25 protein-coding genes are annotated in these 25,749 nt (G+C 67.1%); 9 read left to right on the forward strand and 16 right to left on the reverse strand.

Annotated features, from left to right (window positions below):
* Window positions 1-365: 365 nt before the first annotated feature.
* The 5 genes from AC3FOF_RS37440 to argS form a co-directional block, all read right to left on the reverse strand.
* Entirely contained in the window at window positions 366-1,217 is an 852-nt protein-coding gene (locus AC3FOF_RS37440) for a helical backbone metal receptor (protein WP_488729486.1), read from the reverse strand.
* A complete protein-coding gene (locus tag AC3FOF_RS37445; protein ID WP_276264832.1) occupies window positions 1,214-2,014 on the reverse strand; it encodes an SDR family oxidoreductase in 801 nt (266 codons plus the stop codon). The genes AC3FOF_RS37440 and AC3FOF_RS37445 overlap by 4 nt, the downstream gene beginning before the upstream one ends.
* A gap of 161 nt (window positions 2,015-2,175) precedes the next feature.
* Window positions 2,176-2,814: a thiol:disulfide interchange protein DsbA/DsbL gene (locus AC3FOF_RS37450; RefSeq protein ID WP_017227269.1), complete on the reverse strand. Its 639-nt coding sequence runs from the start codon at window positions 2,812-2,814 to the stop codon at window positions 2,176-2,178.
* A gap of 79 nt (window positions 2,815-2,893) precedes the next feature.
* Complete coding sequence (locus tag AC3FOF_RS37455) at window positions 2,894-3,721, reverse strand: SPOR domain-containing protein (RefSeq protein ID WP_488729487.1); 828 nt, start codon at window positions 3,719-3,721, stop codon at window positions 2,894-2,896.
* 125 nt (window positions 3,722-3,846) lie between these two features.
* A complete protein-coding gene (argS, locus tag AC3FOF_RS37460; RefSeq protein WP_017227271.1) occupies window positions 3,847-5,640 on the reverse strand; it encodes an arginine--tRNA ligase in 1,794 nt (597 codons plus the stop codon).
* A 246-nt stretch (window positions 5,641-5,886) separates the two neighbouring features.
* Here argS and AC3FOF_RS37465 point away from each other — a divergent pair, with 246 nt between their 5' ends.
* Complete coding sequence (locus tag AC3FOF_RS37465) at window positions 5,887-6,210, forward strand: DUF1840 domain-containing protein (RefSeq protein ID WP_017227272.1); 324 nt, start codon at window positions 5,887-5,889, stop codon at window positions 6,208-6,210.
* A 413-nt stretch (window positions 6,211-6,623) separates the two neighbouring features.
* Here the strand turns inward: AC3FOF_RS37465 and AC3FOF_RS37470 are convergent, their stop codons facing one another.
* Window positions 6,624-6,785, reverse strand: coding sequence for a DUF1328 domain-containing protein (locus AC3FOF_RS37470; RefSeq protein ID WP_035812171.1), 162 nt, complete (start codon window positions 6,783-6,785; stop codon window positions 6,624-6,626).
* 354 nt (window positions 6,786-7,139) lie between these two features.
* Between AC3FOF_RS37470 and AC3FOF_RS37475 the strand changes: the two genes are divergently transcribed.
* Entirely contained in the window at window positions 7,140-8,609 is a 1,470-nt protein-coding gene (locus tag AC3FOF_RS37475) for a sensor histidine kinase (RefSeq protein WP_276268007.1), read from the forward strand.
* A 10-nt stretch (window positions 8,610-8,619) separates the two neighbouring features.
* Here the strand turns inward: AC3FOF_RS37475 and AC3FOF_RS37480 are convergent, their stop codons facing one another.
* The 6 genes from AC3FOF_RS37480 to AC3FOF_RS37505 form a co-directional block, all read right to left on the reverse strand.
* Window positions 8,620-8,763 carry an entericidin A/B family lipoprotein gene (locus AC3FOF_RS37480; RefSeq protein ID WP_017227275.1) on the reverse strand — a complete coding sequence of 48 codons (144 nt, stop codon included), beginning with the start codon at window positions 8,761-8,763 and terminating at the stop codon, window positions 8,620-8,622.
* Between the two features lie 80 nt (window positions 8,764-8,843).
* Window positions 8,844-9,275, reverse strand: a complete 432-nt coding sequence (locus AC3FOF_RS37485; RefSeq protein WP_488729488.1) for a response regulator — start codon at window positions 9,273-9,275, stop codon at window positions 8,844-8,846.
* Window positions 9,276-9,364: 89 nt separating this feature from the next.
* Window positions 9,365-9,997 (reverse strand): response regulator, encoded by a 633-nt coding sequence (locus AC3FOF_RS37490; protein ID WP_017227277.1) that lies wholly within the window; start codon window positions 9,995-9,997, stop codon window positions 9,365-9,367.
* 220 nt (window positions 9,998-10,217) lie between these two features.
* A complete protein-coding gene (locus AC3FOF_RS37495) occupies window positions 10,218-10,541 on the reverse strand; it encodes a hypothetical protein (RefSeq protein ID WP_276268009.1) in 324 nt (107 codons plus the stop codon).
* 237 nt (window positions 10,542-10,778) lie between these two features.
* A complete protein-coding gene (gene metH / locus AC3FOF_RS37500) occupies window positions 10,779-13,526 on the reverse strand; it encodes a methionine synthase (RefSeq protein ID WP_488729489.1) in 2,748 nt (915 codons plus the stop codon).
* 35 nt (window positions 13,527-13,561) lie between these two features.
* Window positions 13,562-14,644 carry a homocysteine S-methyltransferase family protein gene (locus AC3FOF_RS37505; protein ID WP_488729490.1) on the reverse strand — a complete coding sequence of 361 codons (1,083 nt, stop codon included), beginning with the start codon at window positions 14,642-14,644 and terminating at the stop codon, window positions 13,562-13,564.
* Window positions 14,645-14,820: 176 nt separating this feature from the next.
* Between AC3FOF_RS37505 and AC3FOF_RS37510 the strand changes: the two genes are divergently transcribed.
* Window positions 14,821-15,213, forward strand: coding sequence for a rhodanese-like domain-containing protein (locus AC3FOF_RS37510; protein ID WP_017227281.1), 393 nt, complete (start codon window positions 14,821-14,823; stop codon window positions 15,211-15,213).
* A gap of 151 nt (window positions 15,214-15,364) precedes the next feature.
* On the opposite strand, the gene AC3FOF_RS37515 is transcribed toward AC3FOF_RS37510, so the two are convergent.
* The 4 genes from AC3FOF_RS37515 to AC3FOF_RS37530 all read right to left on the reverse strand — a co-directional run bounded on the left by AC3FOF_RS37515 (window position 15,365) and on the right by AC3FOF_RS37530 (window position 18,651).
* Complete coding sequence (locus tag AC3FOF_RS37515) at window positions 15,365-15,622, reverse strand: BTH_I0359 family protein (RefSeq protein WP_017227282.1); 258 nt, start codon at window positions 15,620-15,622, stop codon at window positions 15,365-15,367.
* A gap of 243 nt (window positions 15,623-15,865) precedes the next feature.
* The gene (locus tag AC3FOF_RS37520) at window positions 15,866-16,708 is read right to left on the reverse strand and encodes an alpha/beta fold hydrolase (protein ID WP_488729491.1); all 843 of its coding nucleotides are present in this window, start codon (window positions 16,706-16,708) and stop codon (window positions 15,866-15,868) included.
* A gap of 70 nt (window positions 16,709-16,778) precedes the next feature.
* Window positions 16,779-17,855 (reverse strand): DUF3108 domain-containing protein, encoded by a 1,077-nt coding sequence (locus tag AC3FOF_RS37525; RefSeq protein ID WP_346430289.1) that lies wholly within the window; start codon window positions 17,853-17,855, stop codon window positions 16,779-16,781.
* Window positions 17,815-18,651, reverse strand: coding sequence for an IclR family transcriptional regulator (locus AC3FOF_RS37530; RefSeq protein WP_276266739.1), 837 nt, complete (start codon window positions 18,649-18,651; stop codon window positions 17,815-17,817). The genes AC3FOF_RS37525 and AC3FOF_RS37530 overlap by 41 nt, the downstream gene beginning before the upstream one ends.
* 271 nt (window positions 18,652-18,922) lie before the next feature.
* Between AC3FOF_RS37530 and AC3FOF_RS37535 the strand changes: the two genes are divergently transcribed.
* The 6 genes from AC3FOF_RS37535 (at window position 18,923) to AC3FOF_RS37560 (ending at window position 25,562) form a co-directional block, all read left to right on the forward strand.
* A complete protein-coding gene (locus AC3FOF_RS37535) occupies window positions 18,923-19,936 on the forward strand; it encodes a Bug family tripartite tricarboxylate transporter substrate binding protein (RefSeq protein ID WP_488729492.1) in 1,014 nt (337 codons plus the stop codon).
* A 107-nt stretch (window positions 19,937-20,043) separates the two neighbouring features.
* Complete coding sequence (locus AC3FOF_RS37540) at window positions 20,044-21,027, forward strand: fumarylacetoacetate hydrolase family protein (protein WP_488729493.1); 984 nt, start codon at window positions 20,044-20,046, stop codon at window positions 21,025-21,027.
* 204 nt (window positions 21,028-21,231) lie between these two features.
* Window positions 21,232-22,101 (forward strand): enoyl-CoA hydratase/isomerase family protein, encoded by an 870-nt coding sequence (locus AC3FOF_RS37545; RefSeq protein ID WP_017225980.1) that lies wholly within the window; start codon window positions 21,232-21,234, stop codon window positions 22,099-22,101.
* Between the two features lie 199 nt (window positions 22,102-22,300).
* Complete coding sequence (locus AC3FOF_RS37550) at window positions 22,301-23,188, forward strand: PhaM family polyhydroxyalkanoate granule multifunctional regulatory protein (protein WP_276266736.1); 888 nt, start codon at window positions 22,301-22,303, stop codon at window positions 23,186-23,188.
* Between the two features lie 45 nt (window positions 23,189-23,233).
* Window positions 23,234-24,478, forward strand: coding sequence for a patatin-like phospholipase family protein (locus AC3FOF_RS37555; protein WP_488729494.1), 1,245 nt, complete (start codon window positions 23,234-23,236; stop codon window positions 24,476-24,478).
* A gap of 220 nt (window positions 24,479-24,698) precedes the next feature.
* Window positions 24,699-25,562, forward strand: coding sequence for a ferritin family protein (locus AC3FOF_RS37560; RefSeq protein ID WP_017224020.1), 864 nt, complete (start codon window positions 24,699-24,701; stop codon window positions 25,560-25,562).
* Window positions 25,563-25,749 lie beyond the last annotated feature (187 nt).

Here is a 25,749-nt window from a genome sequence, read left to right on the forward strand (position 1 = left end):
CGCCCACGACGAAACCAGTAAGGATCGGGAGACAGTGGCCATTCGTGCCGGTAACGGCAGATGCGTGAACTACCACGGATCATTGCCATCAGGGGCGCTACAATAAAACCAATGCCATCCGCAGCGGCAATGCCGTCCGTGCCGGTAGCGCCAGCAGTTTATTAGAACCGCCGCGACCACCACGAATCCGCAATGCAACCAAGCCCGACACGCCAGCCTCCTGCAAGGATCGCTTTCTTTTGGTTACTTTTCTTTACGAGTAAAGAAAAGTGACACCTACATGTGCCCATGAGCCCGACGCCACTCCGCCTTTAGGCCCTGCAGACCTGTCCCAACCCACCCAAGCCCAAGACCCCGACACCCCCCTATCCTCTATAACCCTCCCCAACAAACCCACCCAGATACCGAACCCCCTCAATCGCCCGACTCCCATACCAGGAAACCATCTCCCCATCGATCAGCAACACTTCCTTCCCGATCTGCCGCTCCAGCGCATCCACATGCGCCTCGGTGAACCGATACGGTTCACTGGACAGCAGCACCAGATCGATCTCCCGCACCAGCGCCTCGCTCCACCGGAAACTCGGATACCGGGTCCCAGCCGTATTGGGCCGGCTGCAATCCCCATCGACGCAGGCCTCGGGCATGGCGTCCGCCGACGGCCAGGTCTGCCAGTTGACCAGCGCCAGCATCCGGCTGATATAGGTATCCCGCGACACCGTCATCCACGGATCCTGCCAGATCGCGTACAGCACCTTGCGCGCCGGCCACTGCCTGGCACGTATCCGGGCCAGTTCGGACGCCAGCGCCGCGCACAGCGATTCCGCCTCGGTGGCGCGGCCAAAGATGCCGCCAAGCAGACGGTAGAGCGCCAGGTTGTCCTCCACAGCGCACGGGTGGGTGACGATCACATGCGGAGCGGGAACGAAGGCGTGAATCTGGTCGACCGTCTCGCGGCGGTTTTCGTCGATATTGACCACCACATGCGTGGGCGCCAGGGCGCGCAGGCGCTCGAGATTGACGTCCTTGGTGCCGCCCACCTTGGCAACGGCACGCACGGCAGGCTCCGGATGGATGCAGAACCCTGTGCGCGCCACCATCTGCGGCCCCAGCCCCAGCGCAAACAGCAGCTCGGTCACGGACGGCACCAGCGAGGCGATGCGGACCTCGCCCGCGGCGGGGTGATGGCGCACGCCGGCAGCGTCCTGCCAGGTCATGGCTGGCGCCCCGGGCTGCGCGGCTTGCGCGGGGCGCGCGAGAAGATCGCATCGTAGAGCCAGCGCGGCATCAGGTGCAGGATCGATGCCACCACCCCCATCTGCCACGGCACCACGGCAAAGCGCCGGCCAGCGGCGATGGCACGCACCGCCTTGCGGGCGAATACGTCGGCGTCCATCAGGAAGGGCATGCGGTAGGGATTGTGCTCGGTCATCGGGGTGCGGATGTAGCCGGGCGCGATGGTCACCACGCGGATCCGCTGGCTGCGCTCCTCCAGCCGCAGGCTTTCGAGCAGCTTGATCACGGCGGACTTGGAAGCGCTGTAGGCGCCACCGCCCGGCAGGCCGCGCACGCCGGCCACGCTGGCGATGCCGACCAGCGTGCCGCGCCAGCCGCCGGCGCCGGGTTCGCGCTCGCGCATGGGCTGCATGAAGGGCTGGAAGGTGGTGAGCACGCCGAACCAGTTGGTGTCCATCACCGTGCGGAATGCCTCGAGATCCTCGCGTTCGCTGGCAACGGTGCCGACCGACACGCCGGCATTGGCGATCACCACATCGGGGCAGCCGAAATGATCGAGGAAATCCTGGGCGGCAGCCCGCATGGCGGCAGCATCGCGCACGTCCGCGGCATAGACGCGCACCGCATTGGGGTTCGGCAGGCTTTGGGCAAACTGGCGCAGCGCCTCTTCACGCCTGCCAACCAGTCCCAGGATGGCGCCTTGCGCGGCATATTCGCGCGCCAGGGCGTGGCCGAGTCCGCTCGACGCGCCGGTAAGAAAGACTATCTGTGCTCGCATCGGGAGAGTCCGGGAGAAATCGCAACATGGTTCATGCCGACAGACTCGCCCTGGCGCGCGCCGGACGCCGCTGCGCCACGCCGGCGCCGGTGGCGCCGGTCGATCGCGGACAACCGCCTGCCTGGCATTGCACCAGAGGCCGGCGGCTGCCGCCTTGGGATTTACATCTTCTTGTCGCGCACCTGGCCGACCAGGTAATCCATGGCCTGGATGGCCGCACCCTTGGTGCCGGCGATGGACGGCGAGGTCTCATACTTGCCCTGCACCACGATGGTCGGGACGCCATCGATCTTGTAGGCGTCGGCAATCTTGTTGGCGCGCTGCGAGCTGGTGGTCACGGAGAACGAGTTGTAGGCATCGAGGAAGGCCTTGCGGTCGATGCCGTTCCTGGCCATGAAATCGGCGATCTCGTTCGGGTCCAGCATGCGCTTGCGGTCAACGTGGATGGCATTGAAGACCTTGGCGTGCATGGCGTCGAGCTTGCCGACGGCCTCCAGCGCATAGAAGATCTTGGTGTGCGGCAGCAGGTCGTCGCGGAAGGCGACCGGCACGCGCTTGAACACGACATCCTTGCCCTGCTTGCTCACCCAGGCTTCCAGCTCGGGCTCGAAGTCGAAGCAGTGCGGGCAGCCGTACCAGAAGAACTCGGTGACTTCGATCTTGCCCGGCGTGACGGGCTGCGGTGCTCTCAGCACCTGGTATTCCTTGCCGGCGGTGGGCGCGGCGGCCTGGGCAGGCGCGGTCATCAGGAAACCGGTCACGGCGACCAGCGTGGCGAACAAGGTGGCGAGTTTCTTCATGAGGCGCGGCTTTCGAGAATGGACGATGAGCGTATGACTGCGGCGGGGCGTTCGGGTTCAGCGAACGCCCCCGGGGTTGTTACTGCTTGGTAAAACGGATGACCGAGGCGTCGAAACCCGACGACTGCAGCCGGTCGCGCGCACGGTTCATGTCGTCGATCTTGTTGAACGGCCCCAGGCGCACGCGATAGAGCTTGACGCCGTTGACGTCGCGCTCGGTCACCTTGGCCTCGAAACCCTGCATGGCCAGGTTGGCCTTCTGCCGGTCGGCATCGTCCTGCGAGCGGAACGCGCCTACCTGCAGCAGATAACCCACCTTGTTGGCATCGGCCTGGGCGATCTCGGCGATCGGGTCGGAGACGGGTTTTTCGGGCGGCTTCTCCGCCGGCTTCTGCGCGGGTTTCTCGGCAGGCTTCTCGGCAGGCTTCTCGGCGGGTTTCTCTGTGGGCCGGTTGGCCGCCACCGGAGGCTGGCGTTCCGGCTGCTGGGGCTGCTGGGGCTGCTGGCGCTCTGGCTGCTGGCGCTCTGGCTGCTGGCGTTCCGGCTGATGGCGCTCCGGCGCCTTCACGGTCGGCGCCGGTCCGGCCGGCTGCTCCTGGCCGCCCGGCTGCTCCGGCTCGGCGGCAGGCCCGACGGGCTTGGCCGGCGTCTTGCTCCACAGCGGCTTGTTGGGATCGGTCGGGGCTTCCTGCGCCGGAGCGGGCAGGGTGCTGACGACATTGCCGGGCTCGCTCGGCTTCTGTCCGTTCTTTTGCTGGAATGGGGCCGGCGACTTGGTGATGTACAGGGCGACCACCACGGCGATGGCCAGGCCGACGATCAGGCCCAGCACCAGTCCCAGGAACGTACCTCCGCGCTGCGGGGCGCGGCTGGCATTGCGCGGGGCGCGCTTGCGTTGCTGTTGCATGAATTCCTCTAGCGTGATGGCGCGATTATAGAGCCTGCGCCGCTCCCGGCATCACTGTCTGTGGTCAATGCGACACGCCTCGCGCCGGGAACCTGTCCCCGGCACGGGGCCATGCCATATACCCGTTACATGCGCTGCGGCGCCGAGACGCCGATCACCGCCAGGCCGTTGCGCAGGACCTGCCGCGTCGCCGCCAGCATTGCCAGGCGGGCCAGCTTGACAGCTTCGTCATCCACCAGTACGCGGTCGGAGTTGTAGAAGGCATGGAAATCGCCCGCCAGGTCGCGCAGATAGAACGCAACCGCGTGCGGGGCCAGCTCCGCCGCCGCGGCCGCCAGCATATCCGGGAATTCGGCCAGGCGCTGGCCCAGCGCGAGCGCCTGCGGGGTAGCGCCGGGGCCGGTCACGGGCGCCAGGTCGGTGCCGGCCAGCGCGGGCAGCTTGGCTTCCCAGTCCGCGCCGCCCCAGGATTCGAAGATCGAGCAGATGCGGGCATGGGCGTATTGCACGTAATACACCGGGTTCTCGTCATTTTGCTTGAGCGCGAGGTCGATATCGAACACGAACTCCGTATCCGCCTTGCGCGAGAGCAGGAAGAAACGCACTGCATCGCGCCCGCGCGTGAAGTGCGCCGGCCAGTCGGCCACGCCCGCGTCCAGGCAGCCGCGGATGGTCTCGCCGCCTTCCGCGCCGTTGCTCCACTCGATCAGGTCGCGCACGGTCACGTAGGAGCCGGCGCGCTTGGATATCTTGACCTCCTCGCCGTTGCGCATCACGGTGACCATCTTGTGCAGCACGTAGTCGGGGTAGCCGACGGGAATGCCGATGTCCAGCCCTTGCAGGCCCGCGCGCACGCGCGCGATGGTGCCGTGATGGTCGCTGCCCTGCACGTTGATGACCTTGGCGAAGCCGCGCTCCCACTTGCTGGTGTGGTAGGCCACGTCCGGCACGAAGTAGGTATAGGTGCCATCGCCCTTGCGCATGACGCGGTCCTTGTCGTCGCCGTCGTCGGTGGTGCGCAGCCACAGCGCGCCCTCGGCCTCGTAGGTCTTGCCCTTGGCCACCAGCGATTGCACCGTGGACTCGACCTTGCCGTCGCTGTACAGGGACGACTCCAGGTAGTAGCGGTCGAACTTGACGCCGAAGGCCCGCAGGTCGATGTCCTGCTCGTTGCGCAGGTAGGCCACGGCAAACCTGCGGATCGAGTCGAGGTCGTCGACATTGCCGGACGCCGTTACGGCGTCGCCGTCGGACGCCCGCACGGTCTTGCCAGCCAGGAAATCGGCCGCAATGTCGGCGATATAGTCGCCGTTGTAGGCAGATTCCGGCCAGCCGGCATCGCCTGGCTTGACGCCGCGGGCACGCGCCTGCACCGACACCGCCAGGGTCTGGATCTGCACGCCGGCGTCGTTGTAGTAGAACTCGCGGTGCACCGCGAAGCCCTGCCAGTCCAGCAGGTTGGCAAGCGCATCGCCCAGCGCCGCCTGGCGGCCATGGCCAACGTGCAGGGGGCCGGTCGGGTTGGCCGAGACGAATTCGACCAGCACCTGGCCGTGCACGCCCTGCTCCTGGGCGCCGTAGCGGTTGCCCTGCGCCAGCACCGCGCGCAGCACGTCGGCCTTGGCCTCGGGCGTCAGGCGCAGGTTGATAAAGCCGGGACCCGCGATTTCCAGGCCCGCCACCAGCCCGGCGGTACGGGCGTCGGCCTTGACCGCGTCGACGATCTGCTGGGCCAGCTCGCGCGGGTTGCGCTTGAGCGCACGGGCCACCTGCATGGCAAGGTTGCAGGCCAGGTCGCCATGAGCGGCGACCTTCGGACGCTCGAAGGTGGCGGCAGGCAGGGCGGCGTCGGCGGGAGCGAGTGCGCGCACCGCGTCATTGAACGCAGCGGCAAGATTGGTGGTCTGAACTGGCAGCATGGATGTCGTGGCCCTGAGGCGGTTGTCCGGTGCCGTCGCGGCGGTCCTCCAGCGGCGGCACCGTCACGGGCGGCATGTGGAGACCGCGCCGCGTGGCAGGCAATGAATTGCAGAACGCGGAATTTTATCAGGTGCTATGCTGACATCATGCAGCGGGCCTGAAAGCGGCCGTTGCAGGGCCCCGCCCGATCTCCGGGCAAGCTCCGCGGCCTTGTACTTCGCTGTACGCCAAGGAAAGGAAATATCATGCTGATCACCTTCAAATCCCACGCGGCGCAGGACCTCATCATGATGAGGGATCTTGCTGTCACGCTCCTGGGGATTATTGGCAAACACCTGGGAGAGCGCGGGGTGATCACCACGGAAGAACTCCCGCGCGCCATCCATAGGCTGGAAGCCGCGGTGACGGACGCCAAGCGGGTTCACCCGGCCGAGTCGTCAGTGTCGCCCGGCAAGGACGACGATGACCATGAGGAAGAGCCGCTGCACCTGGGCCAGCGCGCCTACCCCTTCCTCGACATGCTGCGCGCTTCCCAGCGCGAGAACACCGAGGTCATGTGGGGTGTATGACGGGACGTATGGCGGCAAGGCCGCCGTCCTGCCCTCTGCCTTGCATGGATAGCAGATAGCGGTCGCCGGCGCCAGCCGGCGCTTTCCCCCTGCCCGGCCGCGAGACCGGATCGCCTGGTTGCGCACAAAAAATACCCGGCCGATATGGCTGGCCGTGCATGCCGGACCGTGCAGCCATGTCTAAAACGGCGCATAGAGCACCAATCAGCACTTTCCCACCCAGGGCCAGTCCACGCCCGCCCCTTGGCCTCCTTCAGCGCGCCGGCCTCCATGTATCCGGCGTGGCTACACGCCGACAGCCCGTCCGGCGAGGCATCCGGCGCGCGGGCGTCAGCCGTCGCGTCTGCGTCCGTTGAGCGCCCGCAGCAAGCCGATGCACGCCCCCCGTCCGGCCGTCCTGCCCCCCGCGGCGGCTATCGCCTGACCAGGCCGATCACGAAGGTCACCAGGGCAACCACCAGGAAGACAAAGAACAGGATCTTGGCGATCTCGACCGCGCCCGCGGCGATCCCCCCGAAGCCGAACACGGCGGCGATCAGGGCGATGACGAAGAAGACGACTGCGTAGTGCAACATGGCGATGGCTCCCTGAGTGGATTGGGCTGTGGCGCAGGCAAGCCTTCGCGCATCGGCATCCTCCTGCTTTCCAAGCGGGCTTGCGCAGGGTGCGCAGGCTCATGGCTACATGGTAGAAAGCGCGCGGCGGCGCAGGCACCGCTGCCCCTCCGATTCCCCTGTCAGTCGATGCCTACAGTGCAGGCACCGGCGCGGTCCGGCGGGCAGGCGCGCGCCGCCCCGCGCCGGTTGACCGGGGGCCTTCGATGTGCTTCCATCGACGCCAACAGGGTGCATGGCGCCACCGGGCCTTGCCCGCTCGTACCGCGTACGGGAATCCATCGCCATGCGGGCACCCGGCTCCGGGAAACGACTATGTTCAAGCAGTCAATGCTGCGCTCGACCTTGCTGCTGGCGGGCGGTATCGTGCTGACCGTGGTGGTGCTGATCGCCTCCGAGGCAGGCAACATCCGCTTGCGCCAGGGCTATACGGAGGTAATCCAGTCGCAGCAGGTGCAGGGCCAGATCACCTCCCTGCTGGGCGAGCTGGTCAATGCCGAAGCCGGTCAGCGCGGCTTCCTGCTGACCGGCAAGGAAAGCTACCTGCAGCCGTACTACCAGGCCCTGCCGCGCATCAATGCGCTGATGGGCGCGCTGCGCAACCGCTACGCCGACGACCCTGAAGCGCTCAAGCTGTTCACCGATGCGTCCACCGCCGTCAACCGCAAACTGACCGAGATGGACCTGACGCTGATCTACGGCAAGCGCGACGTGGAAGTGGCGCTCGACCTGGTGCGCACCGACTTCGGCAAACAGACCATGGAGAATGCAAGACGCGGGCTGCAAGCCTTGCTCCAGCGCGAGGCCGGATCGGTATCGCAAAGCCTCGTGTTCGCCGACCGCGACCTTGCGCTGTCGCGCTATGGCATCGGCCTGCTGACCGCGATCAATATCGTGCTGCTGGTCGTCGTCGGGCTGCAGCATTCGCGCCGCCTGGCGCTGTCGGAAGCCGCTCGCAGCGAACTGGAGGAAGAAAGCGCGCGCCTGGAGCGCATGGTGCGCGCGCGGACCCGCCAGCTGTCGGCGCTGGCGTCCCACCTGCAACGGGTCACAGAAGACGAGAAGACGCGGCTCGCGCGCGAACTGCATGACGAGCTGGGTGCCATCCTGACCGCCACCAAGCTCGACATGCACTGGGTGCGGGGGCGCGTACAGGACACGCATCCCGACGTGGCGGAAAAGCTGACCCGGGTGATGCGGCATGTGGACCAGGGCATCCAGATCAAGCGGCGCCTGATCGAAGACCTGCGCCCCACCGTGCTGCTCAACCTGGGCCTGAAGGAAGCCATCGGCCAGCTGGCCGAGGAAGTCGCCGCGCGCAACCAGTGGGAGGCGGACGTGCAGCTTGCCGAGGCGGCGCCCCCGCTGCGCGACGACGCCGCAATTGCGCTCTACCGCATCGTGCAGGAGTCGCTCACCAATGCAAGCAAGTACGCCGCAGCAAAGCGCGTGTCCATCGCGCTCGCCTGCGCCAATGGCGTGCTCACACTCAAGGTGAGCGACAACGGATGCGGCCTGCCGGCGGATTTCGAGTCGCGCCGGACCAGCGGCCATCACGGCCTGCTGGGCATGGAGCAGCGCGTGATCGCGCTCGGCGGCTCGCTGCATATCGATTCAGCCCCGGGGAAGGGCGTGACCATCCGGGTGGAGGTGCCGCTGACCGATGCCATCGTGGCGCCGCCGCGCAGCGACGAGGACGGATCCGGCGAAGCGCCACGTGAAGCTCCCGCAGCCGGACCGGAGAACATACAGGCTGCCGGCCCCGGCCATGGCGCCGCCGGCTGACGTCCGCTCCTTACATCTTCTGCTTGACGCTCTCGGCAGCGCCCTGGACTTTCTCGCCGCCCTTCTCGATATCCTTGCCCGCGCCAGCCATCGTGTTGCAACCGGCCACCAGGACGACACCTGCCAGGGCACACAGTGCCATCAGCTTTCTCATGATTCTCTCCTTGCCAGGTTGACGCGGCCCTTGCCGCGATGGAAACGGGGACTGCCCGCAGGTGCGCAGCCGCTCGCCACTCACGTGCCGGATTGCGCGTACTCCTCGATCACCCGGAACACCTGCTCGAGCTCGAGCGACTTGTCGAAAAAGTAATCCGCGCCGGCTTCGGCGCACTGCCGCCGGTAGGTGGGTACCTGGGCGTGGTTGGTATAGACGATGCGAATGCCGGGCTGCCCGGTATTCTTCCCGGCCTTGTTTCCCTTCTTCTGCAAGGCACGCAATACATTGATGCCGTTGCCACGCCGCAATTGCAGGTCGACGATGACGACCTCGTACTGGCCCGCCTCGCAGAGGCGCAGCGCCGCGCTTTCGGTATCCGCCCAGTCCACGACGTCGACAAACGGGAATGCGTTCAGGTATTCAAGCAGCATACCGCGCAGGACCGCCGAGTCCTCGATGAGCAGGACCCGCAGCGCTCGATACGAAGGGGCCGCAGCTTGATCCAGCATGGGTTAATGTTAGCAACAGGGTACGGACAGGGACTATCGGGGTCCGTCCTACAGAGCCACCGGCCAGCCGCGCCTTCCGTTTGCGCCGCCTACTCCACCAGGCCATTCTTGATCGCGTAATAGGTCAGGTCGGCGTTGGTCTTCATGCCCATCTTTTCCAGGATGCGCGAACGGTACGTGCTGACCGTCTTCACGCTCAGGAACAACTCGTCGGCGATCACCGACACCGACTGCCCGCGCGAAAGCTTGCAGAAGATCTGGAATTCGCGCTTGGACAGGGTCTGGTGCAGCGGCTGGCCGGTAGGCTTTTCCAGCCCTCCGATCAGCAGGTCCGCCACGGTCGCGCTGACATAGCGCCGCCCCTGGGCCACGGTGCGGATCGCCTTGACCATGTCGTCCGGCGCGCTTTCCTTGGTCAGGTAGCCCGAGGCGCCCGCGCGGATCAGGTTGATGGCGTACTGGTCTTCGGGATAGGTGGACAGGATCAGCACCGGGAGGTCGGGATGCCGCTGCCGAAGCAGCTTGAGCACATCGATGCCGTTGCGGTCGGGCATGGAGATATCAAGCACCACGACGTCGAACTCTCGTTCGCGCAGCCGCGTCATCACTTCGTCGCCGCTGGCCGCCTCCCCTTCCACCCGGATATCGGGCTCGTCGGCGATAAACTGGCGCAGACCGGCGCGCACGATCTGGTGATCGTCGGCGATCAGGACGCGGATCATGGATATCTCCCCTGAGCATGGATGCCCCGGCGCTCGGGAACGGCCGGGATAATGCATTGTAGTGCTTGCAAAGCACCACGAATGCCGGTGTGAGGCTGACATGGCCCCTGGCCGCGCACAAAGAAAAGGGACGGGCTGAACCCGTCCCTGCGCACCAGCATGTGCTTGCACCGGATGGCGGCAGGCGGTCTGCCTGCCACTCCGGGAAACGCGCCCAGGCTTACTGGGCCTTGGCCGCTGCGCCGGTATCGGCGGTAGCGCCGGTGTCGGTCGCGGCCTCGCCCTTCTTGGCCTTGGCGTGGGAGGTGTGCTTCTTGACCTTGGCGGTCGTCTTGGCGTGGGTATCGGCGTCCGCGCCGGCCTTTGCATCCGTCGCCTTGTCGGCGCCGGCAGCTGCACCCTTGTCGGCGGGCGCGCTCACCGCGGGCGCCGCCATGGCGCCGGTGGCGCCAGCCTTCGCATCAACACCGGTGCCTTGCGCCATGGCCAGCGAGGAAGCGGCAGCAATCGTGAGGGCGGAAAGGGAGATCAGCAGTTTGTTCATGGAGAGGCTCCTTGCAGTTTGCACCGCGGCGAAACATTCGCTGCGGTGTTCACTTGATGTGAGCCTTCAGTCTATGGATGCGGACCCGCGCGGTCTGTTAGGAGATGTAATGCCTTGTAAGGAGTGGTGAGGAACGCCCGACGCCACATCGGCGCCCCCGGAGACGCTTTTCCCTGCTTACCCAACGGCTTGCGGCGGCGCAGCAGCGAAAACCGCCGCTGCAACCGACGCACGCGGTTACAGGTTAGGCGCGAGCGCCCGCTCCAGCACGCTGCGTTCTTCGCCGCGGCGCGCCACCATGTCGTCGAGCTGGTCCTGGCCGATCTTGCCCACCGAGAAGTACGTGGACTCCGGATGCGCCAGGTAGAAGCCGCTCACCGAGGCGGCCGGCGTCATGGCCAGCGAGTCGGTGATGCCCATGCCGATCTCCGCCGTATTGAGATAGTCGAACATCGGGCCCTTGACCGTGTGCTCGGGGCAGGCCGGATAGCCAGGCGCGGGACGGATGCCGCGATAGCTCTCGGCGATCAGCTGCTCGTTGGTCAGCACCTCGCCGGCGTCGTAGCCCCACAAATCCTTGCGCACGCGTTCGTGCAGGCACTCGGCGAAAGCCTCGGCCAGGCGGTCGGCCAGCGACTTCAGCATGATCGCGCTGTAGTCGTCGTGGTCGGCCTCGAACTGAGCTTCCTTCTTGTCCACGCCGATGCCGGCCGTGACGGCGAACACGCCGACGTAATCGGCAATGCCGCTGTCCTTGGGCGCGACGAAATCGGCCAGGCAGCGGTTGGGCCGCATCACGCCATCGATCACCGGGCGCTCGCTCTGCTGGCGCAGGTTGTGCCAGGTGAGCGCGACCTTGGAACGGGTCTCATCGGTGTAGATCTCGATATCGTCGTCGTTGACGGTGTTGGCCGGCAGCAGGGCCAGCACGCCGTTGGCGCTCAGCCAGCGGCCCTGGATCAGGCGCGCCAGCATGGCCTTGCCGTCCGAGAACACGCGCCGGGCGGATTCGCCGACGATCTCGTCGTTGAGGATGTCGGGGAATTTGCCGGCCAGGTCCCAGGTCTGGAAGAACGGCGCCCAGTCGATGTAGTTGGCAAGCTCAGCCAGGTCGTAGTTGCGGAAGATGCGCCGGCCGATGAACTTCGGCTTGGGCGGCACGTAGGCGCTCCAGTCCACCGGCGTCTTGTTGGCGCGCGCCTGCGCCAGCGACACCATCGGCGTGGCCTTCTTGTTGGCGTGCTGGTGGCGGATGCGCTCGTAGTCGGTCTTCAGCTCGTCCAGGTATCTGGTTGCGCCTTCGTCCGACAGCAGGCTCGACGCCACGCTGACCGAGCGCGAAGCGTCCGGCACGTAGACCACCGGGCCTTCGTAGTGCGGCGCGATCTTGACCGCGGTGTGCACGCGCGAGGTGGTGGCGCCGCCGATCAGCAGCGGGATCTTCTTGATGCGGAAGTAATCGTCGCGCTGCATCTCGGAGGCAACGTAGGCCATTTCCTCCAGCGACGGCGTGATCAGGCCGGACAGCCCGACGATGTCCGCACCCTCGACCTTGGCACGCGCCAGGATCTCGTTGCACGGGACCATCACGCCCATGTTGACCACTTCGAAGTTATTGCACTGGAGCACCACCGAGACGATGTTCTTGCCGATGTCGTGCACATCGCCCTTGACCGTGGCGATGACGATCTTGCCGCGCGCCTTGACGTCGCCGCCGGCCTCGGCCAGCAGGCGCTTTTCTTCTTCGATGTAGGGCAGCAGGTGGGCCACGGCCTGCTTCATCACGCGGGCGCTCTTGACCACCTGCGGCAGGAACATCTTGCCGGCGCCGAACAGGTCGCCCACGATGTTCATGCCGTCCATCAGCGGGCCTTCGATCACCTCGATCGGGCGGCCGCCGCGGGCCTCCACCTGCTGGCGCACTTCCTCGGTGTCTTCGACGATAAAGGTGGTGATGCCGTGCACCAGCGCGTGCGACAGGCGGTCGCCCACCGGTACCGGGTTTTCCGGCGTGCCGCGCCACAGCAGGTTTTCTTCCTTCTTGGCGCCGCCGCCCTTGAAGCGGTCGGCGATCTCCAGCAGGCGGTCGGTGCTGTCCTCGCGGCGGTTGAGCACCACGTCTTCCACGCGCTCGCGCAGTTCGGGGTCGAGCTGGTCGTACACGCCGAGCTGGCCGGCGTTGACGATGCCCATGTCCATGCCGGCCTTGATGGCGTGGTACAGGAACACGGTATGGATGGCCTCGCGCACCGCGTCGTTGCCGCGGAAGGAGAACGATACGTTGGACACGCCGCCGCTGACCTTGGCGTACGGCAGGTTCTGCTTGATCCAGGCGGTAGCCTCGATAAAGTCCACCGCGTAGTTGTTGTGCTCCTCGATGCCGGTCGCAACAGCGAAGATGTTCGGGTCGAAGATGATGTCTTCCGGCGGGAAGCCGACTTCATTGACCAGGATGTCGTAGCTGCGCTTGCAGATCTCGGTCTTGCGGGCAAAGGTATCGGCCTGGCCCTGCTCGTCGAAGGCCATCACCACGGAGGCGGCGCCGTAGCGGCGGATCAGCTCGGCGTGATGGCGGAACTGCGCCTCGCCTTCCTTGAGCGAGATCGAGTTGACCACCGGCTTGCCCTGCACGCATTGCAGGCCGGCCTCGATCACTTCCCACTTGGACGAGTCCAGCATGATGGGCACGCGCGCGATATCGGGCTCGGAGGCGATCAGGTTGAGGAACCTCACCATGGCCGCCTTGGAGTCCAGCATGGCCTCGTCCATGTTGATGTCGATGATCTGCGCGCCGTTCTCGACCTGCTGGCGGGCCACCACCAGCGCCTCGTCGAACTGGCCGTTGAGGATCATGCGGGCAAAAGCCTTGGAGCCGGTGACGTTGGTGCGCTCGCCGACGTTGACGAAGAGCGTGTCCTCGTCGATGGTGAAAGGCTCGAGGCCGGACAGGCGCATCGGGCGCGGCGGCAGGGTGTCGTTGGTCATGGCTTGATCTTGTTCTGTGGGCTCGCGGTGCATGGTCAGGCGGCTGCGCTGTCGGCGCCGTCGCGGTACTGGCCGGGCCAGGTGCGCGGCTTCTTGCTGGCCACGCGCTGCGCGATGGCGGCGATATGCTCGGGCGTGGTGCCGCAGCAGCCGCCCACCAGGTTGACCAGGCCGGACGCGGCGAACTCCTCCACCAGCGACGAGGTCACCTCCGGGGTTTCGTCGAAGCCGGTATCGCTCATCGGGTTGGGCAGGCCGGCGTTGGGGTAGCACGACACGGCGGCGTCGCAGATCTTGGCCAGCTCGGCGATATACGGGCGCATCAGCGTGGCGCCGAGCGCGCAGTTCAGGCCGAAGGTGATCGGGCGGGCGTGGCGCAGGCTGTTCCAGAACGCTTCCACGGTCTGGCCCGACAGGATGCGCCCGGAGGCATCGGTCACGGTGCCGGAGATCATCACGGGCACGCGCTCGCCGGTGTCCTCGAACAGCTGGTCGATGGCGAACAGCGCGGCCTTGGCATTGAGCGTGTCGAAGATGGTTTCCACCAGGAACACGTCGGCACCGCCCTCCAGCAAGCCCTTGCCCTGCTCGTAGTACGAATGGCGCAACTCTTCGAAGGTCACGTTGCGCGCGCCCGGATCGTTGACGTCGGGCGAGATGCTGGCGGTCTTGGGCGTGGGGCCGAAGGCGCCGGCCACGAAACGCGGCTTGTCCGGCGTGCTGTACTTGTCGCAGGCTTCGCGCGCCAGCCTGGCCGCGACGACGTTCATCTCGTACGCCAGGTCCGCCATCTTGTAGTCTTCCTGCGCCACGGCGGTGGCACCGAAGGTGTTGGTCTCGATCAGGTCAGCGCCGGCGGCCAGGTACTTCTCGTGGATCTCGCCGATGACTTGCGGCCGGGTCAGCAGCAGCAGTTCGTTGTTGCCCTTGACGTCGACATGGTGCCCGGCGAAGCGTTCGCCGCGGTAATCCGCCTCGGTCAGCTTGTAGCGCTGGATCATGGTGCCCATGGCGCCGTCCAGGATCAGGATGCGCTCGCGCAGCAGGGCCGGCAGGTTGGCTGCCCGGGTATAGGGGCGCGCGGGGGGAAGCGAGGCGGGACGTGGGGCGGCGCTCATGTGGGGCTCGACAGCAAGGGAAAAGACAGCGATTTTATCAGTTATATCAATGGTTTGCGGAATGGCGGGCGCATCCGTCAAGTGCCTCCGGCTGCGCCGGGCGGGGCCGGGCGGTTGCCGGGCGGCACCGCCCGGCCCTACACTGGGAAACCATCCCCGGAACGCAAGCCCTGCCCATGCAACACCTCAGCCCCGCCGACGCGCAAACACTGCTCAGCGAGTCCCCCGACGCGCTCTTCATCGACTGCCGCAGTGAAATGGAATACCTGTTCGTCGGCCACCCCAAGGGCGCCCACAACGTGCCCTGGAACGACGGCCCGGACTGGGAGGTGAACCCGCATTTCGTGCAGGCCGTGAAGAAACTGGCGGGCCAGGCGTCGGCCCGGCCCGTGCTGCTGATCTGCCGCAGCGGCAACCGCTCGACAGCGGCCGCGCGCGCCCTGGAGGGCGCCGGCTTCACCACGGTATTCAATGTGCTGCATGGCTTCGAGGGTGACCTGGACGCCGAGCGTCATCGCAATACGCTCAACGGCTGGCGCCATGCCGGCCTGCCCTGGGAGCAGTACTGAGCCCGCATTGAAGCGGGACCGTGGCGGGACGGAACCAGCCGCCAACAAAGCAGAAGCCCGCGCGTGTGAACGGCGCGGGCTTCTGCTTTGTCCGGCGAGGCTCGCTTCCTCCGCCCCCCGGGGGGGCGGAGGTCGCCGCAGCCTTAGTGCCTTAGTGCATTACCAGCGGATGGGTCATCACCGTATCGAACTTGCCAAGGAAATCATCCACCTCTTCCACCGACGGCTCGCTCTCGATCAGACGCTTCACGTCCGCGCGAAAGCTCTCGGCCATCTGGCCGCCGAGGAATATCTCGCGTTTCAGGTTCTTGTCGACGATTTCATAGCCGCCAGAGGCAAGAGGCGCATGCTCGACATCCGCACCAAACTCGACAATGCAGTAATTGTCGCTGTTGTAGATCATTTGCATGGCATACCTCCTGGCTGTCATGGGTAAGCGGTGGGCAACGACTGATACTGGTTATTGCATATGCCGGCACGCTGGCCGGCTGCCCTCCGCGACTTCACCTCCAAGCTGAGGGTGTTCGCCAGGTTTTCAAGGTTTTGCTTCGGCGAACCGCTCGATACATCGCGCTGTTAAAGCGTTCCCTCACTATGTTGAGGCAACGGCGGCGACCGCAAGTTCTTGAGTTGCGCGGGAAAAGATATCGCCTCAGGGTGCCGCGCACTGTGCCCCGCAAGCCGCATTGCCGAGGAAGGCGTCGAGGGCGGCGTGAAAGCGGCCGGCCTGCTCCAGATGGGCCAGGTGCGCGGCCCGGGGCAGGATTTCGAGGCGGGCGCCCGGAATGGTGGCGGCTATCTCCCGCGCCATCGCCGGCGGCGCGCCCTCGTCCTCCTCGCCCACCACCACCAGCGTGGGGCAATGGATGCGCGCGATCGCCCCCGCCAGGTCGAACGCCATGATGGCCAGGGCAGTGCCCACATAGCCGTGCACCGGCGTGGACAGGATCATCTCGCGAACGCGCTCCACTTCCTCCGGATGCGCGCCGCGGTAGGGCGCGCTCAGCCAGCGCTGCAAGGTGCTGTCGGCCACGCCCGCCATGCCGTGCGCCTCCACATGGCCGATGCGCTCGTGCCACATCGCATGGGCGTTGAGCGGCGTACGGTTGACGGTGTCGACCAGGGTCAGCGACATCAGCCGCTCCGGATGCCGCACGGCCACGGTCTGCCCGACCATGCCGCCCACCGAGACGCCGGCGAAATGCGCCTCCGGCACTTCCAGCGCGTCCATCAGGCCGGCCACGTCGTCGGCCAGCCGGATCATCGAATAGGCGCCGATCGGCGCGTCGCTCTGGCCATGGCCGCGCAAGTCGTAGCGCAGCACGCGGTAGCGCGGCGCCAGATGCTGCGCGGTGGCGTCCCACAAGGCGTGGTTGGCGCCAAGCGCATGCGCGAGAATCACCCAGGGGCCGTCGCCCCCGTCGATGCGGACCTGCAGGCTGACATCGCCGACGCGCACGCGGCGGCTTTCGGATGGTGGCAGGATGGCGCTCATGACGGGTCTCCGGTAGTTGGGGCAAACACGATGAACCACCTCGGCGGCCGAGGCGCCGCGGGCTGATGACTCAGTGCAGCGCTTCGCTGTCGCGATGGACCAGGTCGATCTGGGTGCCGTCGGGCTCGGTCTGGCGCAGCTTCACCGGCAACCATTGCAGCGACGGCGCCAGCCACACCTCCACGCGCCGGCTGTCGCCCGCATGCCGCGGCAGGCGCACGAAATGCTTGGCGTGCACGGGGCCGTGGCCGGTATCGACATCTTCCTCCCCTACATACTGCACCTGCATCGGCTCCAGGTCACGCGTATCCGCCACCTCGAAGGTCTCCGTCACGCCGGGCGTGGCATAGCGCTGCGGATTGCCGCGCACCAGCCCCACCAGTTGCAGGAACACGCTGAAGCGGTCCTGCACGGCGGCCGGCAAGGGCACCTGCTTGTCGCGGCCCTCGAACACCAGGGTGCCGGCGCCGTGGTCGAAGCGGGCCGCTTCCTTGCGGTTGCGCCGGCTCTCCTCGTAGCGCTCCGGCGCCAGGCCGCGCTCGCCAAGGGCGCCGCTGCTGTAGAAGGCAAAGCGGAACCAGAGCACGCGCGTTTCCACGTCGAGCCGGTAGTGCGCGCCGTCATGCTGCCAGCGGATCAGGCCGTCCGGGTTTTGTACGCCGTTGACGAAGCTGGAGTAGTGCAGCATCGTCGATGGCGGCGCCGCGTAGCGAGCGCCGTCTTCGGGCGGTGCCTGCGGCGAACTGGCGGCCGCTGGCGCCGTCACGCCGTTGCCGGTCTCGCCCGCGGCGCTGGCCATCGCCGGGCCGGCGCCAGGCGCGGCAAGCAAGGGCGGCGCCTGCGGGGCGGCGGGCTCGGCCGGCACAGGCTCGGGACGCGCAGCGGGAGACGGAGCAGGAAGCGGCTTGCGCGCGGGCGACACGGGACGCGGCGGCACGGCCGCGACAGGTGGCCTGGGCGGCGGCAGCAGGATGGCTTCGATGGCCGGCATGGCGGTCGGATCGCTCGGCACGCCGGGCATATGCATCAGGCCCAGCACCGCCACCAGGTGAGCCGCCAGCACCAGCGCAAGCGCAACCGCCCAGCGCAGGCGGCGCGGGGCCGGCTTATCGGGAGGGGCCGATCGGCCCGTTCGTCGGGCTGACACCAGAATAACCAAGCTCCGAAGAAATCTGCCGTGCGATCTCGCGCACATGCCGGTCGACCGCACCGCCCCATTCTGCATCGAATACGCTCTGCGCGCCGAGCACGATCAGGGCCATCGCGACATGCCCGTTGGCATCGAACACCGGCATCGAGAACGCATTGATGCCCGGCAGCACACCACCCCGGGTGCGCGCCGCGCCGTGCGCGCGCACGTCCTCGCACACCGCTTCGTAGTCGGCCAGCGACCGTGGCAGCTCGGGCATATCGTCATGACCGCGCTCGGCCAGCTCCCGTTCGACCAGCGGCCGCGTCTGTTGTTTCGGCAGGTAGGCGCCATACAGGCGGCCGGTGGCGGAGTTGAGCATGGGCATCACATCGCCCAGGCGCAGGCTCACCGTGACCGGATGGCTGGATTCCTCCCAATGGACGATGGTCGGGCCGTGGTTGCCCCACACGGCAATGCCGATGGTCTGGTCCATCTCGTCGCGCAGCTGCGACAGGATCGGGCGGGCTTTCTTGACCGGATCGAGCCGGTTCAGGCCCGCCAGGCCCAGCTGCAGCGCAAAGGGGCCCAGATCGTAGCGCCCGCCGACCGGGTCCTGCACCACCATGCCCAGGCGCTGGAAACTGACCAGGTAGCGGTGCGCCTTGGCCGGATTCATGTCGGCGGCAGCGGCCAGGTCGCGCAGCATCATGGCACGCGGCGAGGCGGCCAGCGCCTGCAGCAGCTTGAAGCCGACCTCGATCGACTGGATGCCGGAGCGCAGCTTGGAATCGTCTTCTTCGAGTTCGGTCATGCGGGATCGCTATTTGGCGAAGCAGGGGAGAAAGCTTGGCAAACTGCACATCCCGGATGGGACGGGCAGGCCGGCTGGCGGGTAAATGGTACGTAAATTTACTATAGCGAAATCGATTTACCAATTTTTAAACCGCCGTTAGACTTTGAGCGCACAAATACAGGCCGGGCGCGTCGGTACCGACGGGCAGCACCGGCCAGATCCGGCGCGCGCATGCTGCCCCGCCACGCAAGGGGCGGCTGCGCAAGGCCGTTTTCTACAGGAGACAACGATGATCCGCCTTTCCCGGTTCCGCCGCCTTTGCATGCCGCGCGCCTGTGCCGCACCCCTGCTTGCCATGCTCGCCGTGGGCACCGCCCTGTGCCAGCCCGCCCGCGCCGCGGACAACTGGCCCACCCAGCCGATCCGCTGGGTGGTGCCCTACCCGGCCGGCGGCGGCACCGACGTGGTGGCGCGCACGCTGGGGCAGGCGCTCACGCCCGCGCTCGGCCAGCAGGTGGTGATCGACAACCGGCCCGGAGCGGCCACCATCGTCGGCGCCGATGCGGTAGCGCACAGCAAGCCCGACGGCTACACCCTGCTGACCGCCGATACCGCCACCCTGGCGGCCAACCCTTCGCTGTACAAGAAGCTGCCCTACAACCCCGACAAGGATTTCGTGCATGTGGGCATGGTGGCGCGCTTCCCGCTGATCCTGGTGACCACGCCGAACTTCCCCGCGCGTACGCTCAAGGAAGCGATCGAATACGTGCAGAAAAATCCCGGCAAGGTCAATTTTGCCTCGCCCGGGGCGGGCAGCCCGCACCACCTGGCCATGGAGCTGTTCATGGACCAGACCAGGACCAGGATGACGCACGTGCCATACAAGGGCGCGGCGCCGGCGGTGCAGGACCTGATCGCCGGCCAGGTCGAGCTGATGTTCCTGGACCTGGCAGCCGGCCAGCAGAACGTGGCGGCGGGCAAGCTGCGCGCGCTCGGCGTGGCCACGCCCAGACGGCTGACGGCCCTGCCCACCGTGCCGACCGTCGCCGAAGGCGGCGTGAGCGGCTTCGAGGCCTATGCCTGGCAAGGCGTGGTCGCGCCCGCCGGCACGCCCAAGGCGGTGGTGACGCGCCTGAACGCCGAGCTGGTGAAGGCGCTCAAGAGCCCGGAAGTGCAGAAGCGCTTCGAAGGCGTGGGCGTGGAACCGGTATCGGGCACGCCCGAGGAATTCGCGCAGTATGCGCGGGCGGAATCGGAGCGCTGGGGCAAACTGATCAAGGCCAAGGGCATCACGGTAGACTAGCGGGCCGCCGCGCCAGCGGCCCTGGCAGCCGCCCGGCGCACCGCGCCGGCCGCGCCCCTGGCCTGGCCTGCGCGCGGCGCCCCGCTTTTTCCTAACGCATTGCATACATGAAACTCGCCACCCTCAAGGACGGCTCGCGCGACGGCCAGCTCGTGGTTGTCTCGCGCGACCTGAAGACCGCCCATTACGTCAACGATGTCGCCGGCAAGCTGCAGACCGCGCTCGATGACTGGAACTTCTACGCACCGCAGCTGCAGGATGTCTACGATGCACTCAACGCCGGTCGCGCGCGCCATCCCTTCCCGTTCGATCCCGGGCTGTGCATGGCGCCGCTGCCGCGCGCCTACCAGTGGGCCGATGGCTCGGCCTACGTCAATCACGTGGAACTGGTGCGCCGCGCGCGCGGGGCCGAGATGCCGCCCGAATTCTGGACCGACCCGCTGATGTACCAGGGCGGCTCCGACGACTTCCTCGGCCCGCACGACGATATCGTGTGCGCCAGCGAAGCCTTCGGCATCGACTTCGAAGCCGAGGTGGCGGTCATCACCGGCGATGTGAAGATGGGCGCCACCCCCGAGCAGGCCGCCGACGGCATCCGCCTGCTGCTGCTGGCCAACGACGTGTCGCTGCGCAACCTGATCCCGGCCGAGCTGGGCAAGGGCTTCGGTTTCTTCCAGAGCAAGCCGGCCACGGCGTTCTCGCCGGTGGCGGTGACCCCGGACGAACTGGGCGAAGCCTGGCGCGAGCGCCGCGTGCACCTGCCGATGACGGTGCACTGGAACAGCAAGAAGGTGGGCGCGCCCGACTGCGGCACCGACATGGTGTTCGATTTCGGCCAGCTCATCGCCCATATCTGCAAGACGCGCAATGTACGCGCCGGCAGCATCGTAGGCTCGGGCACCATTTCCAATGTCGACCGCAGCAAGGGCTACTGCTGCATCGCCGAAAAACGCATGCTGGAAACCATCGATGGCGGCCAGCCGGTCACCGGCTTCATGAAATACGGCGACGCGGTCAAGATCGAGATGTTCGATGCGCAAGGGCGTTCGGTATTCGGCGCCATCGACCAGTTGGTCTCGCCGCGGGCCTGAGGCCGGGGTAAGCCGGGGGTAGCGGTCCCTGTCCCGGCCCGCCTGCCGCTGGCCGGGCCGGGACAGGAATGCTTATAATTGACCGACCGACCGGTTGGCTAATTACCATCGACTGCGCCATGCAGGCACCGGCGGCGCCCCGGACTGCCCAGCGCGGCCCGGCCCACATGCTCCAAGATGGAATGGCCCCGGCCATCGCTGCCCATGACCGCAATCCCTCCGCAATCTTCCCCGCCAGCCGACGCGCATCCTCAGGCCGACGCCGCGTCGCTGTCGCCACGCTACGACCGTTACCAGGCGCTGACGCTGCGCCGGCACGGCCCCATCCTCGAGATCGTGATGGGCGCCGGCCAGTCCGCCAACCGCAAGCTCGCCACCGCCGATGCCAATATGCACCGCGAACTGGCCGAGATCTGGCGCGACGTCTCGGCCGACCCGGAAGTCCGGGTGGCGCTGATCCGCGGCGAGGGCAAAGGCTTCTCGGCCGGTGGCGACCTGTCCCTGGTGGAAGACATGGCCAACGACTTCGCCACCCGCACCCGCGTGTGGCACGAGGCCCGCGACCTGGTCTACAACGTCATCAACTGCGACAAGCCCATCGTCTCGGCCATGCACGGCCCCGCGGTCGGCGCCGGCCTGGTGGCCGGCCTGCTGGCCGATATCTCGATCGCCGCCAGGACCGCGCGCATCGTCGACGGCCATACCCGGCTGGGCGTGGCGGCGGGCGACCATGCCGCCATCGTGTGGCCCCTGCTGTGCGGGATGGCCAAGGCGAAGTACTATCTGATGCTGTGCGAATCGGTGAGCGGCGAAGAGGCCGAGCGCATCGGGCTGGTGTCGCTGACGGTCGACGAGGATGAACTGGTCGAGCGCGCCTTCGAAGTCGCGCGCCGGCTGGCGGCCGGGTCGCAGACCGCGATCCGCTGGACCAAGTACGCGCTCAACAACTGGCTGCGCATGGCCGGCCCCGCGTTCGACACCTCGCTGGCGCTGGAATTCATGGGCTTTGCCGGTCCCGACGTGCAGGAAGGCGTAGCCAGCCTGCGGCAGAAACGGCCGCCGCAGTTCGAGTAGCAAGCCGCGCGGGGTGATGCGCGCGGCACGGGCCGCAAGACGGGAATACCCGGGGCACTGCGCCCGGGCGATTCTCCGGATTCGGCCCGACAATGTCATGCGTGCCATGCGGATTCCGTATTCGGACTCCGCACTTACGATCAATGCAGTTCGACCCCGCAGCCGGCGCCGCCGGTTGCCGACCCCGGAGGCGAGACCCATGTTCGGCCAGATTCCAGATTTCACCAACGGCTTCGAGTTCCTCCGCAAGATGTGGGGCAGTGCCGCCGGCATGCCGGGCGGGCTGATGCCTGGCCTGCAGGCCATGACCCCGCCGATGAACCTGGAAGAAGTCGACAAGCGCATCCACGACCTCAAGGCGGTGGAAGGCTGGCTGCAGCTCAACACCAACCTGCTGCGCACCACCATCCAGGGCCTGGAGGTCCAGCGCGCCACGCTGGTGGCGCTGCAGACCATCGGCAGCGCGCTGTCGCCGGAGACCATGCAGAACGCCATGGAAAACGTCGCGCGCGCAGCCAACTCGCCCGGCAGCGCAGCGCCGCGCCAGCCGGAACCGGCTGCGCCCAGGCGCGTCTGGCCCGAGCCTACGGTCGAGGAAAACGAGGACGAGGAAGACAACGGCCCCGATGCGCCGGAGGCATCCGATGCGCCCGCGCGCCATGCGCAAGAGCCGGCCGCGGCGGCCGGCCCGGCACCCGATGCCAACCTGTGGTGGGACGTGCTGCAGCAACAGTTCAACCAGATCGCCAGCAGCGCGGCCGCCGCCAGCCTGACGCCGTTCGGCAATCTCGGCGGCTTTGGCATGCCCGCGACCGCCGCGCCGGAAGTCCGGCCGGAAGCCGGCGCCACACCCGCGGACAAGTCGCCGGCCAGGCCGCCGAAGCCAGCCAGGAAGCCGGCGGCCAGCAAGCCAGCCGCCAAGACCGCGGCCAAGCCGGCCCCCAAGCCCGCGGCCAAGGCCGCAGCCAAGCGCCCGGCCGGCAAGAAGCCGGCGGCGGCCAAGAGCGCGCCGGCGAACGGCGCCGATGCAAGCGCCGATGCCGGCAGCCCGTCCGACAAAGCCGCGCCCGGCGAGCCGCGGCACTAAGCAGCGCGCGCCGGATCCAGCCGACCCGAGCCACCGATCGAGCCGATGCCAGCACCGAAGACCACCGCGCTGATCATGATGGGCGGCGGCGCGCGCGCCGCCTACCAGGCCGGGGTGCTTCACGGCCTCGCGCGCATCGCCGCGCGGCACGGCCTGGATCGCGGCCGCATTCCCTTCGGCATCATCTGCGGCACTTCGGCCGGCGCGATCAACGGCGCCGGCATGGCGATCCACGCCGCCAACTTCCGCGCCGCTGCCGATAGCCTGGCCGCGCTCTGGAGCGGCATCCATGCCGAGGATGTCTACCGCACGGGCCTGGTGGGCGTTGGCGCATCGGGAGCGCGCTGGCTCTCCGCGCTGGCCTTCGGCTGGGCCATCCGGCGCGCGCCGCGGGCGCTGTTCGACAACGCGCCGCTGGGCGGCATGCTCGCCGAGCTGTTCGACGCCGAACGGGTGCAGGCCAGCCTGGACGCCGGCGATTTCCAGGCCTTCGCGGTCACCGCGCTGTCCTATACCACCGGCCGGCACGTCACCTTCTACCAGTCGCACCGCCGCATCCATCCGTGGCGCCGCAGCCAGCGGCTGGCGGTGGAAGCCAGGATCGGCATCGACCACCTGCTTGCGTCGTCGTCCATCCCCTTCCTGTTCCCGGCGCTGCCGCTGGAGCTGGAAGGCCACCACGAGTGGTTCGGCGACGGCACCATGCGCCAGATGTCGCCGCTGTCGCCCGCGATCCATCTCGGCGCCTCGCGCATCCTGGCCGTGGGCGCCGCCTCGCGCCAGCGGCCGGGCTGGTTCGACACGGTGCCGGCCGGCGGCTATCCGTCGCTGGCGCAGGTTGGCGGGCAGGCCCTGGCCAGCATCTTCCTCGACGGCCTGTCGGCGGACCTGGAGCGGCTGCAGCACATCAACAGCCTGCTGTCGCGCATGCCCGAGATCGCCAACGACCGCGAGGGCTGGCGCCCGGTGCAGGTGATGACGATCTCGCCCAGCGAGCCCATCGAAGCCATTGCCGCCGAGCACGTGCAACGCCTGCCGCGCACCGTGCGCGCCTTGCTGACCCCGCTGGGCGGCACCGAGGCGCGCGGCGCCGCGTTTGCCAGCTACCTGCTGTTCGAACCGGAGTTCACCCAGGCCCTGATCGCCCTCGGCGAGCAAGACGCCATGGCGCAGGAGCACGAACTGGCTGCCTTCCTCTACGGCGTCATCCCGCCCGACGAGAGCGACGACACGGCTGCGGCGCGCCCGTCTACACTGGATGGCGAACCATCCGTCCGCGCGCTGGCCTGATCCCTGGGCACGCCAGCGGCATGGCACCGGGCCGGCCCGGCCGGAGCGGCGCATGCCGCGCTTTCCATCCGGCAAAAAAGTAGGGGAAAAGCCCGATATTCGCCCAAAAAACAGGCAGCATGCCGGTGCGAGCACATCCGCTTCCGTCTTTTCCACGTGAAAAGAACATTGGGAATAATTCGCATCTGGTAGAATCTGCCCGTAATTTCAAAGGCTTACCATGCTCTACCCCGAACTGTTCAAATCGCTGGAAGCGGTACGTTGGCACATGGACAAGGACATCCCCTGGGATTCCTTCGACCCGAGCCTGCTCACGGACGACCAGGCCAAGACGATCCGCATGAATGCCATCACGGAATGGTCGGCCCTGCCCGCCACCGAGATGTTCCTGCGCGACAACCGCCACGATTCCGACTTTTCGGCCTTCATGAGCATCTGGTTCTTTGAAGAGCAGAAGCATTCGCTGGTGCTGATGGAATACCTGCGCCGCTTCCGCCCGGACCTGGTGCCGACCGAGGAAGAGCTGCACGCCGTGCGCTTCGAGTTCGACCCGGCTCCGCCGCTGGAAACCCTGATGCTGCATTTCTGCGGCGAGATCCGCCTCAACCACTGGTATCGCCGTGCCGCCGAATGGCACACCGAGCCGGTGATCAAGCAGATCTACCGCACCCTGTCGCAGGACGAAGCCCGCCACGGCGGCGCCTACCTGCGCTACATGAAGAAATACCTGAACCAGTTCGGCGACAGCGCCCGCTCGGCCTTCGCCAAGATCGGCGTGCTGATGGCCTCCGCCCGCCGCACCGAAAAGCCGCTGCACCCGACCAACCTGCACGTCAACAAGGCGCTGTTCCCCAACGACACCGTGCAATCGCGCCTGCCGGATCCGGACTGGCTCGAGCACTGGCTGGACGAGCAGATCCGCTTCGACGAAGGCTGGGAGAAGAAGGTCATCGAACGCATCCTGCACAATATGTCGCTGCTGTTCGAACGCACGTTCGAGACGGTGCAGGACCTGAACCGTTACCGGAAAGAACTGAACGCACGGTTGCAGGCGGCAGGCGGGGCGCAGCCGGCGCAGGCATAGTCGTTTGCACTGCTTTGGCTGGCGGCGGTTTTTTTTGGCTTGCCGCCGGCGGGACAAGCCCCATCCTCCGATGGGGCTTTGTTTTTTTGGGAACAGGGCTGGAATGGGTGCGCGTGAAGCGGGCCTCAGTGGATTTGAAGTTAAGCTTTTGACCTGGAGGCTGCGCGCAGCAAACGCTCCCATACCG

This window comes from Cupriavidus sp. 96C5-1, assembly GCF_057798855.1.